The organism is Actinomadura sp. NPDC049753, from assembly GCF_040674655.1.
Taxonomy (GTDB): Bacteria; Actinomycetota; Actinomycetes; order Streptosporangiales; family Streptosporangiaceae; genus Spirillospora; species Spirillospora verrucosospora.
Map to the genome: position 1 here is coordinate 1 of NZ_JBFARL010000243.1, position 10,900 is coordinate 10,900.

General features: G+C 72.5%; 7 protein-coding genes. 2 read left to right on the forward strand and 5 right to left on the reverse strand.

Annotated elements, in window-relative coordinates:
* From AB0K37_RS36580 to AB0K37_RS36595, 4 genes are all read right to left on the reverse strand, one after another.
* On the reverse strand, positions 1-946 hold a 946-nt coding region (locus AB0K37_RS36580; protein ID WP_363989222.1), incomplete at its 3' end, for a protein kinase family protein.
* Positions 947-1,110: 164 nt separating this feature from the next.
* Positions 1,111-2,775 (reverse strand): murein biosynthesis integral membrane protein MurJ, encoded by a 1,665-nt coding sequence (gene murJ, locus AB0K37_RS36585; RefSeq protein ID WP_363989225.1) that lies wholly within the window; start codon positions 2,773-2,775, stop codon positions 1,111-1,113.
* A 46-nt stretch (positions 2,776-2,821) separates the two neighbouring features.
* Positions 2,822-5,293 (reverse strand): DUF6049 family protein, encoded by a 2,472-nt coding sequence (locus tag AB0K37_RS36590; protein WP_363989228.1) that lies wholly within the window; start codon positions 5,291-5,293, stop codon positions 2,822-2,824.
* 167 nt (positions 5,294-5,460) lie between these two features.
* Positions 5,461-6,000: a YbaK/EbsC family protein gene (locus tag AB0K37_RS36595; protein ID WP_363989231.1), complete on the reverse strand. Its 540-nt coding sequence runs from the start codon at positions 5,998-6,000 to the stop codon at positions 5,461-5,463.
* Between the two features lie 384 nt (positions 6,001-6,384).
* On the opposite strand from AB0K37_RS36595, the gene AB0K37_RS36600 reads away from it, so the two are divergent.
* Both AB0K37_RS36600 and AB0K37_RS36605 read left to right on the forward strand, forming a co-directional pair.
* The gene (locus tag AB0K37_RS36600; RefSeq protein ID WP_363989234.1) at positions 6,385-7,857 is read left to right on the forward strand and encodes a CCA tRNA nucleotidyltransferase; all 1,473 of its coding nucleotides are present in this window, start codon (positions 6,385-6,387) and stop codon (positions 7,855-7,857) included.
* Positions 7,854-9,167, forward strand: coding sequence for an adenosylmethionine--8-amino-7-oxononanoate transaminase (locus tag AB0K37_RS36605; protein ID WP_363989237.1), 1,314 nt, complete (start codon positions 7,854-7,856; stop codon positions 9,165-9,167). The genes AB0K37_RS36600 and AB0K37_RS36605 overlap by 4 nt, the downstream gene beginning before the upstream one ends.
* Here AB0K37_RS36605 and AB0K37_RS36610 read toward each other — a convergent pair.
* On the reverse strand, positions 9,164-10,483 hold the full coding sequence (locus AB0K37_RS36610; RefSeq protein ID WP_363989240.1) for an MFS transporter: 1,320 nt from the start codon (positions 10,481-10,483) through the stop codon (positions 9,164-9,166). The two genes, AB0K37_RS36605 and AB0K37_RS36610, sit on opposite strands and share 4 nt — an antisense overlap.
* Positions 10,484-10,900: the final 417 nt, after the last annotated feature.

Below are 10,900 nucleotides of genomic sequence, written 5' to 3' on the forward strand. Positions count from 1 at the left end.
GCACGACCACCCGGAGGTCCTGGACAGGCTGGTCGGGGAGATCGAGGGCGTGGTGGGCGGCGAGCCCGTCCGCCCGGACCATCTTCCGAGGCTGCTGCGGCGGCGCCGGCTGCGCCGCCGGGCGCCTCGGCGGCGTCTGCCGCGGGGCGGCCGGAGGGGCGTTGCCGAGCCCGGCGAACAGCGGCAGCGGGGTGCGAGGGACGCCGCGCAGCGCCTTGGCCAGGTCGGCGGGGGACGCGAGCGGTTCGCCCGTGCCGATGCCGAGGCAGCGGCAGACGATCGCGTCGATCGCGTGCGAGATGCCGGCCTGGACCTGGCGGGGCGCGTGCGGGAGGCCGTCGGACGCGGGCGCGGCGGGCAGGGCGGAGCCGTCCTCGTCGCCGGGCCAGTGGGCGGTGAGCGCCGCGTACAGCATGCGGCCGAGGCCGCGCACGTCCTCGGCGGCGGAGTCGTCGGAGTCGCGGTCGCACAGGACGGCGTCGGTGGCGACACCGAGGATCTTGACGGTGCCGCCGGTCGTCCAGACCAGGTCGCGAGGGGTGAGGCAGAGGTGGGAGAGCCCGGCGGCGTGCGCGGCGGAGATCGCCTCGGACGCCTCGTAGAGCAGCGTCGCGGCGCGGCCCGGCTCCAGCGGGGCCTTGGCGAGCATGCCCTCCAGGGTCTCGCCGGCGACCCATTCGCTGACGATGTAGGCGCTCTCCCCCGAGTCGTCGGCGTCGAACACCTGGGTCAGGCGGGGGTCGGTCAGCCGGCTGGCCGAGCGTGCCGACGTGACCGCCTCGGCGATCCGGGGGAACTCGGGGTCGAAGGTGCGGACGGCGACCGCCCGCGCGAGGATCTCGTCGATGGCCTTCCAGAGCGACGAGCCGCCCGAGTCGCTGATGCGCTCCTCGAGCCGGTAGCGGCCGGCGAGACGGGTGCCGGGCTCGATGACTGACGTGCTCACGGCAACGTCCTGCACAGGTGGTCAGATCCCATGTTCGTGGCGTGGCAGCTTACGCCTCCGACCCTCCTCTTTGCGTTCCCCAGGGTGTCGCCCCGCAAGCCGTAGTCCCCCACATGGTAGTGGTTACTCACGCGAGTGGCCGCCTTATCGCCGCGCGTCCTTTTTTACTTTGCCCGCCCCGGCAGCCGGCGCGCGAACGTCGCGATGGTCGTCTGGATCTCCTCCACCCGCAGCAGCTTGGCGAACAGCACGTACAGCAGCCCGCCGCCGACGGAACCGGCGATCAGGGTGGCCAGCGCGGGCAGCATCGTGTCGATGCCGCCCAGCGCGTCCGCGATCGTGTGCGCGGCGTAGGCGAAGCCGATCAGCGGCCAGATCGCGACGAGCAGCTTGAGGTGGCCGCCGACGACGCGGCGCCCGTCCATGCCGCCGAGCTTGCGGCGCAGCACCAGCCAGCAGGTGACCGTCCCGACCACGTTGCTGATCGCGAACCCGCCCGCGATGCCGACCACGATCCACTTGAGGCCGAGGACGTTGTAGGCGGTGAACGCCATGGCGATGTTGGTGGAGGTGACGACGAGGCCGATCAGGGCGGGCGTCCGGGTGTCGCCGTAGGAGTAGAAGACCCGCAGCATCAGCTGGTAGATCGAGAACGGGACGAGTGCGATCGCGAACATCTGCATGACCCGCGCGATCACCAGGGCGTCGTCGGCGTTGGTGTTGCCGTGCGCGAACAGCACGGTGGTGATCTCCGGCCCGAGCACCAGCATCAGCGCCGCCGCCGGCATGATGATCACCGAGGAGAGCCGCAGCCCGCTGGAGAAGGCGGCGCGCACGTCGGCGGTCTTGCCCTCGGCGGCGAACCGGCTCATCCGCGGCAGCAGCGCGGTGATCACCGAGACCCCCACGATCGCGTAGGGGAGCTGGAAGAGCTGGTAGGCGTTGAAGTACGGGGTGTACCCGTAGCCTTCGCCGAGCCCCTCGACGAACGCCAGCTTCCCGGCCCGGTTCGTCAGCGCGGTGACGACGGCGAACGCGGCCTGGGCGGCGACGACGTACAGCAGCGTCCAGCCCGCCATCCGCCCGACCTCGCCGAGCTCGCCGCGGTGGAAGTCGAGCCGGGGCCGCCACCGGAACCCGACGCGGCGCAGCGACGGCCACAGCGCGACCGTCTGCAGGACGATGCCGCCGGTCGTGCCGATGGACAGCAGCATGAGCTGCTGGTCGGTGATGCTGGACGGGTCGACGCGGCCGGTCGTGATCGCGAGGAACGCGCCGCCGACCGCGATCACGACGATGTTGTTCAGGACGGGCGCCCACATCGGCGCGCCGAAGCTGCCGCGCGTGTTGAGGACCGCCCCGGCGAACGCCCCGACGCCGTAGAAGAACAGCTGGGGGAGGAAGAACCGGGCGAACAGGATGGCGACCTCGCGCTGGTCGCCGCTGTAGCTGCCCGCCAGGATGTCGATGAACAGCGGTGCGAGCAGCACCGACACGACGGTGAGGACGGCGAGTCCGATCACCGCGAGGGTGAACACGCGCTGCTCGTACTGCTCCCCGGCGACCCGGTCGCGCTGCTTGGCCCGCACCAGGAGCGGGACGATGACGCTGGTGAGGATGCCGCCGAGCAGCAGGTCGTAGATCTGGTTGGGGATGGTGTTGGCGGTGTTGTAGGCGTTGGCGAGCAGCCCGGTGCCGAGCGCGGCGACGATCACGGCCGTGCGCAGGAAGCCGGTGATGCGGGACGCGAGGGTGCCCACCGCCATGATCGCGCCGGACTTCAGGATGCCGGACGAGCCCTTGCCCTCCTGCGCCGGAGGCGTGTCCACGACCGTGGTGTCGGCGTCCGGCGGGCTCCCGCCTGGAAGGGGGATGTCAACCACCGTCTCGGCGGCCGTGTTCGCCGCGCCCGGCGGCCGGCCCGTCGGCGGGCCCGGGTACTGCTGCGGGGTCCTCGGACCGGGCGCCTGCGGGCCCGGCCGCATCCCCGGCCGGCTCTGCGGCATCGGCCCCTGCGGGCGCGGTCCCTGAGGCTGTCCCTGGGGCGGCGGGCCAGGCGGGTACCCCTGGGGGCCGCCCTGTGCCGGGTAGCCCTGTCCCGGGCGTCCCGGAGTATTCGGCGGAGGGTATCCCGGGCCCTGGGAACCCGGCGCCGGGGAGCCCGGCCCCTGGTGCTCCTGTCCCTGGCGATCCCATTCCGGTCGACCCGTCACCGGCTGCCTCCGCTTTCCGGCGGCGCCTCGCTCTGATGGCCCGCACTCCGACGCCCACGAAGAGTACGGCAAGTCCGCCGCCCGTGATGAGCAGGGCGAGCCGCCCGTACCCGGTCGTGGTGACCGTGATGGTCTCGCCGTCACCGTACGTCCGGCCGCCCGCGCCGGGAATCTGCAGATCGAGGCGAACGCCGAAGTTGCCGTTGCCGGCCGCCTGCGCCGGGATCCACCGCTGGGCCCGCTCCCCGGGCCCGAGCTCGATCACCGCGTCGTTCGGTTCCAGCCCGCCGAGCTTGAGCTTGGCGGTGTTCTCCGAGGTCACGACGAGCCGGACCCGCACCGACTGGTCGTGCAGCGTGTTCTCGACCAGGACGGGAAGCTTGCCCGAGCTGCCCCCCATCAGGACGCGCTTGTTCTTCGGGGGGACGACGCGGACCCGGTCCATGTCGTCCCCGAGCTCGTCCTCCAGCTCCTTGCGGGCCCGCTTGGCGCGTCCCGGCGACGTGCGCCAGCCGACCGACTCCAGCCGCAGCACGGCGCGCTCGTAGGAGATCTTCACCGGCCCGGTCATCACGGCCTTGAACGTCGCCGCGCGCTTCGCGATCGCCCGGGTCTGGTCGAGGTGGACGTCGCCCAGCTCGTACTTCTCGTAGTTGTCGGAGTATCCGTGGAAGACGCGGCTCTGCGGTTGGGCCGCCTCGATCGAGCGCAGCGGCATCTCGCGCATCCAGGACGCGGCCTTGGTGTAGGTGAGCAAGTTCTTGGCGAGCCCGTCGGCGGGGTCCCACAGCCGGTCGGGGGCGACGACGATGGTGCGCTGGACGCTCGGCGCCTCCGCCGCGACCATCGCGGTCTCGGCGAGGAAGCGCTGCTCGCTCATCAGCGCCCGGGAGGCGGAGCGCGCCCCCTCGTTCAGGATCTGGGTGACCGTCTGGTCGTAGAGGAGGGCCTTCTTGACGCCCAGGTGCGTCTGGAGCGCGGTGGTCGCGTTCGGCTGCGCGCCCGTCACGGGGTTCTCGAACTGCGAGCTGCTCATCAGGAACGACCCGCCGTCTTTCAGGGCGTACTTGGCGAGCTGTTCGAGCGTGCCGGGGCCGCCGACGCCGGACGCCGGCCAGGCGACGTGGGCGTCGGGCTGGCGTCCGAGGATCTGCGCCACGAAGGCGGTGTTGCGCGCGTCGAAGGCGACGCCGATGTCCCCGGTCGTCTTGCGCCGGACCAGCGCGGTGACGTCGGGGTCGGCGTAGGGCAGGACGAAGTAGGGGTCGCCCTTCGAGGCGTTCTTCAGCGACGCCAGCCACGTCGCGGCGACCTTGCTCTTCTCCTTGCGGACGCTCTTCACCGCCCCGGCCGGTTTGACGTAGTAGTCGCCCGACGCCATCTGCCGGACGTCGTCCAGCAGCGCCGGATCGATCGCCCAGGTGACCGGCGTGCCCGTGGTGGCGGCGGCCTCGACGATCCGGTGGAGCCGGCCGCCGGGCGCCAGCTCCTTGGTGAGCTCGTCATCGATGAACGTGCGGTCGTTGGCACGGTGCATCCGGTCGATCAGGGGCAGGACCCAGCCGACCGCCACCGGCTTGAAGCTCCGCTGCTTCGGCATCATCGTCAGGAAGGTCGTGAGGCCGCCGACGACCTGCTGCGCGGAGTTCAGCACCTCGACGCGCATCGGGTAGACGCCGGGGGTGCCGACGGGGGCGCGCAGGCCCAGCTGCTGCGCGGTGGTCCGGAAGCTCCAGCCCTGGGTCACGCCGGGCCTGGTCGCCTGCGCAAGCGACTGCTGCTGCGGGGCGACGTTGGGCAGCGCGGTCTGCTGCCCGGACGCGAGCTGGTCGAGCTGGCTCCGGCTGGTCACGGGCTGCGCGCTGTAGCGCAGCCGCAGGGTGAGGCCGGCCAGCGCGCGGCCGCTGCGGTTCCGCGCCGCCCCGGAAATCTCGATCTTGGATTTAGCGGTGAGGGTCTTCGGGGTGACCTTGGTGAGCGCGAGCGCCACCTGCGCGCGCGCATGGGCCGCCGCCGGGGCGCCGGCGGGGGCCTTCGCCGGGGTCCGTGCCGGGGACGCCATGGCCGGGGAGGCCGCCATCGCGAGACAGGGCAGCAGCGCGGCCAGCGCCAACGCGCGTCCGACCGCTTTCACGCCGTGTCCGCCCTCACGCCGTGCCCGTCCAGAGCCCGTCCGGCGGCGCGAGGACAGGCCGAGGACGGCGGGCGTCGTTTTCCCGCACCACGGCCCCGATGTTAGTCCGTCGGTGTTCATGGCGTTGCCGGGTGCCACCCGCCGACGGGCCGCGGCGGGCGGGCGGATCAGGTCGTCACGTGGTCGCGCCCCGGGGCGGAGGCGGCGCTGAGCGGGGCCAGCAGGTCGACGGGCTTCGGGCGGCAGAGGGAGTACAGGACGCTGGCCTTGATGCCGAGCGCCGTGGACGCCTCGCCGGTCGCCGTGTAGACGACGCCGTGGGCGTGAAGCCCGTCCACGAGTTCCCGGTCGATCAGCAGGGGCATCGACTCCGGAAGGAGCAGAGGGCAGACCAGGCCGGCCGCGTACTCGGTGACGGCGTTGATCACGTCCGCGTGCGCGGGCCGGACGGCGCGGGCGCCCACGGCCGACCGCACCGCCTCGGTGGACGGGCGCCGTCCCGCCGGGACGATCGCTCCGGCCAGGAAGGGGCGGCCGCGGTGGACGCCCTCGCAGGAGTAGACGCGCGTCACCAGGCACCGCTCCGGCGGCAGGCCCAGCGCCCTGGGCAGCTCGTCGGCCCGGGTCATCGCGAGGGGCAGCCGCACGATCTCGTGCGCCGTCTCCCAGCCGAGAAGCGCGCGGTGGATGGTGAGAGCGTCCTTCATGTTCGGCTCCATCCCGCGGGGCATGCCCCGCTCACCCCCGGATCCGGTTTCCCTGTGGCCCCGTGCGCCGCACACTCCGTGGGGGGAGGTCCCCACATACCCGGAACGGCAGGTCTCATCCCTGCCGCGCCGCACGCGAACCCTCGCGACGCGCCTCAACCGCACGTGCGGCGGACCGTGGCCCTTTTGGATCCCGCTACCGTTGTCGTTACGGGAGGCTCACCGGGTCGCGCAGAGCGTCGTCGTCGGGTGCCCGAAACGTAACCCGGGGATCGGGGCGTGTGAAGGGCTCCGTCCTTCTTCGGCCCCGAAAAGACTCCCGTGCGGACCCCGGCGCTCGCCAGAAAGTCCTTTGTCAGCCCGTCAACCAAGGAAATACGCTCGATGGCCGTGCCTGACCAGAACGTGACCCCAGAGTCCTCGCGGCGCACCGCGATCGCCGAGCTGCTGCGCGGGATCGCGCCCGTCGCCGACGAGCTCGGCGCCCGGTTCGCCGCGGCCGGTCACGAGCTGGCGCTGGTCGGCGGGCCCGTCCGGGACGCGCTGCTGCGCCGTCCCACCAAGGACGTGGACCTGACCACCGACGCCCCGCCCGAGCGAACCCTGGAGATCATCCGCGGCTGGGCGGACGCGCACTGGACGATCGGCATCGAGTTCGGCACGGTCGGCCTGCGCAAGGACGGCGTCGAGCTGGAGATCACCACCTACCGCAGCGAGTCCTACGACCCGAAGTCCCGCAAGCCGGAGGTGTCCTACGGGACGTCCCTGGTCGAGGACCTGCGCCGCCGCGACTTCGCCGTCAACGCTATGGCGGCGCGGCTGCCCGGGCACGACTTCGTCGACCCGTTCGGCGGCCTCACCGACCTGCAGCGCAAGGTGCTGCGGACGCCCGGCCGGCCGGAGGACTCCTTCAGCGACGACCCGCTGCGGATGATGCGCGCCGCCCGGTTCGCCTCCCAGCTCGGCTTCACCGTCGCGCCCGACGTCGTCCGCGCGATGAAGGACATGGCGGGCCGCATCGAGATCGTGTCGGCCGAACGGGTCCGGGACGAGCTGTCCAAGCTGCTCTGCGGCCGTTACCCGCGGGAGGGCCTGGCGCTGCTGGTCGACACCGGCCTCGCCGCGCACGTCCTGCCCGAGCTGCCGAAGCTGCGGCTGGAGATCGACGAGCACCACCGGCACAAGGACGTCTACGAGCACTCGCTGATCGTCCTGGAGCAGGCGATCGCGCAGGAGGAGGACGGCCCCGACCTCGTGCTGCGCCTCGCGGCGCTGCTGCACGACGTCGGCAAGCCCAAGACCCGGCGCTTCGAGGCCGGCGGCCGGGTCTCCTTCCACCACCACGAGGTCGTCGGCGCGAAGATGGCCCGCAAGCGGCTGACCGCGCTGCGCTACCCGAAGGACGTCATCTCCGACGTGTCCCGCCTCGTGGAGCTGCACCTGCGCTTCCACGGATACGGCACCGGCGAGTGGACCGACTCGGCCGTCCGCCGGTACGTCCGCGACGCCGGGCCGCTCCTCACCCGGCTGCACAAGCTGACCCGCGCCGACTGCACCACCCGCAACAAGCGCAAGGCGGACCGGCTGCGCCGCACCTACGACGACCTGGAGGTGCGGATCGAGCGGCTGGCGGAGGAGGAGGAGCTGGCCGCGATCCGCCCGGAGATCGACGGCAACGAGATCCAGGAGATCCTCGGCATCGCGCCCGGCCCCCTCGTCGGGCGCGCCTACAAGTTCCTCCTCGAACTCCGCCTGGACCGCGGCATGATCGGCAAGGAGGCCGCGGCCGACGAACTGCGCCGCTGGGCCGCCGCCGAGGGCGTCGGCGCCCCCTCGGAAGAGGGGAAGAGCGAGTGATCCCGCTGCAGCTGGGGCGGATGAGCCCCCGCGAGACCGAGCGGATGCTGGAGTTCGACCGCGAGCACATCTGGCACCCCTACGCGCCGATGCCCGCGGCGGCGCCCGCGCTGCCGGTCGTGTCGGCGGACGGGGTGCGGCTGACCCTCGCCGACGGCACCGAGCTGATCGACGGCATGTCCTCGTGGTGGGCGGCCGTGCACGGCTACAACCACCCGAAGCTGAACGCGGCCGTCACCGGGCAGCTCGGCAAGATGGCGCACGTGATGTTCGGCGGGCTCACGCACCCGCCCGCCGTCCGGCTCGCCGAGCGGCTCGTCGAGCTCACTCCGGAGCCGCTGACCAAGGTGTTCTTCGCCGACTCCGGGTCCGTCGCGGTCGAGGTCGCGATCAAGATGGCGCTGCAGTTCTGGCGCTCGCAGGGGCGTCCCGAACGGCGCCGGCTCCTCACCGTCCGCGGCGGCTACCACGGCGACACGTTCGGCGACATGGCCGTCTGCGACCCGGTGAACGGGATGCACCACATGTTCGCCGACGTCCTCGCCCAGCACGTCTTCGCGCCCCCGCCCCCGCTCGGCTACACCGCCGAACCCGACGAGACGTACCTGGACGGGCTGGCGGAACTGGCCGCCGAGCACGCGGGCGAGCTCGCCGGGATCATCGTGGAACCGATCGTGCAGGGCGCCGGAGGGATGCGCTTCTACGCGCCCGAGTACCTGCGCGCCCTCCGCGACATCGCCGACGAGCACGGCCTCCTGCTGATCCTGGACGAGATCGCCACCGGGTTCGGCCGGACGGGCGAGCTGTGGGGCTGCGACCACGCCGAGGTCGCCCCCGACATCATGTGCCTCGGCAAGGCCCTGACCGGCGGCTACATGACGATGGCCGCGACCCTGTGCACCGACCGCGTCGCCCACGGCATCACCTCGGGCGAGGCGGGCGTCCTGATGCACGGGCCCACCTACATGGCCAACCCGCTGGCCGCCGCGGTCGCGTCCGCGTCCATCGACCTGCTGCTCTCGCGCGACTGGCGGGACGAGGTCGACGCCATCGAGGCGGTCCTGACCAGCGAGCTCGACGGCGCAGCGGAGTTCTCCGGGGTGGCGGACGTCCGCGTCCTCGGCGCGATCGGCGTCGTGGAGGCCCGCGAGCCGGTGGACGTCCCGTCCGTCCAGGAGATCGCCATGGCGCACGGCGTCTGGCTGCGGCCCTTCGGCAGGCTCGTCTACACGATGCCGCCGTACGTGTGCACGGAAGACGAGGTGCATCACATCGCCGCCGCCCTGCACGCCGTGGCGGAGTCGCTCTAGCGCAGGGCGTGCGCGGGCCGGCGCATGCGGGACGCGGCCGTCCGGTAGGCGACGGCGCCCGCCGCGTACGCCACGACCACCGCGAGGAGGGTGAGGTCGGCGCGCCCGTCCGCCGGCAGCCACGTCGCGGCAGCGGCGGCGGCAGCGGCGAACGTCGCGTTGAACAGCATGTCGTAGACGGCGAAGACCCGGCCCCGGTACTCGTCGTCGATCGTCTCCTGCAGCGTCGTGTCGACGCACAGCTTCACGCCCTGTGACACGACGCCGAGCAGGAAGGCGCCGACGGCCCAGGGACGCTCCGCGAACGGCATGCCGAAGACGAGCAGGCTCAGCGCCGCCCCGCCGAGCTGCCACGCCACCCACGCCTGCTTGCTGATCCGCCGCACCACCGGCGGCGTGATCAGCGCCGCCGCGAAGTACCCGGCCCCGGACACCCCCAGCATCAGCGCGAACGTCTCCAGCCCCCGGTCGGGGTCGCCGGCGAAGCGGTTCCGGCACAGCAGCAGAGTCATGATCAGAACGACGCCGTACAGGAACCGGTGAAACGAGATCGCGCCGAGCGCCAGCGCCGCCTGCGGCCGCCGCGCGATATGCCGCCCCCCGTCCACAAGCCCGCCCAGAACCCCCCGGATCACCTCGACGGCCCGGGGCGCCTCCGCGGCGGCGGGCTCCCCCGACGCGGCCTCCGCCGCCCGGTGGGGGCCGAGCAGCCCCTTCGGCAGCGTCGTCGCGATCAGCCCGGCCAGCAGGAACAACGCCGCCGCGGCCACGAGGATCAGCGCCGTCCCGTCGTGCCCGCCGCCGAACACCCGCCGGAGCCCGTAGCCGAGGCCCGCGCCCGCGAACGCGATGACCGTCCCGGAGGTCACGCTGAACGCGTTCGCCGTGACCAGCTGGTCGCGCCGCACCACGTGCGGGAGCGCCGCCGACAGCGCAGCGAGGAAGAAGCGGTTCACGCCCAGCACCACGAGCACGCCGAGGAAGAAGCCGAGCCCGTCCTGCCCGCCCGCCGCGAGCCCGGCGACGAGCAATACGAGCAACGCGCGCAGCACCGGCGTCCACACGAGGATCTGCCGCCGCCGCCACCGGTCGATGAACACCCCGGCGAACGGCCCGAGCGCCGAATAGGGCAGCAGCGTCACCGCGAACGCCGCCGCCGCCTTGGTCGCCGTCGCCTGCCGCTCGGGAGAGAAGAACACGTATCCGGCGAGCGCCACCTGGAACACGCCGTCCGTCAACTGGGAGGCGAGCCGCGTCCCGTAGAGGCGCCGAAAATCCCGCCCCTTCAAGATCCCCCGCAACTCACCAGCTCGCATCGGATCAGCGTATGTCGTGCTTATTGCGTTTCTCCCCTCCTCGCGCCTGGCGATCCGCCATCGTCACGAAAGGCGGGCGATCGCCGGCATGGCCTCGGCCCGCTGTGTGATCAGGGACCGCTTACGGCGAAGCCGGGTGAGGACGCGGCCATGCGGGAGCCTGCTCGCCCAGCGGGCCATTCAGGCAGGACGAGGTGACCGTCAAGGAGGCAACGGCACCGGCCATCGACCGGAAGGGGCGCGAGGGCCTCTGCCATCACCCCGACCACGCAAGGACCTGAGAGGCCGCGATCGCGTCCGAAGGCAGATTCGAGCGGAGCGAGAATCTGATCGCGCAGCGAGCCGCCAGGCGAGACGGAGCGATGCCAGCGATCGCCGCGTAGTTGTGTGGGTTGGGGGGGGGTGTGGAACGACACC

Excerpts from the sequence above, each read along its gene's own strand:
- AB0K37_RS36595 (WP_363989231.1), bottom strand. The coding sequence starts at position 6,000 with ATGAAGGACGCTCTCACCATCCACCGCGCGCTTCTCGGCTGGGAGACG.
- AB0K37_RS36610 (WP_363989240.1), bottom strand. The coding sequence starts at position 10,483 with ATGCGAGCTGGTGAGTTGCGGGGGATCTTGAAGGGGCGGGATTTTCGG.
- AB0K37_RS36600 (WP_363989234.1), top strand. The coding sequence starts at position 6,385 with ATGGCCGTGCCTGACCAGAACGTGACCCCAGAGTCCTCGCGGCGCACC.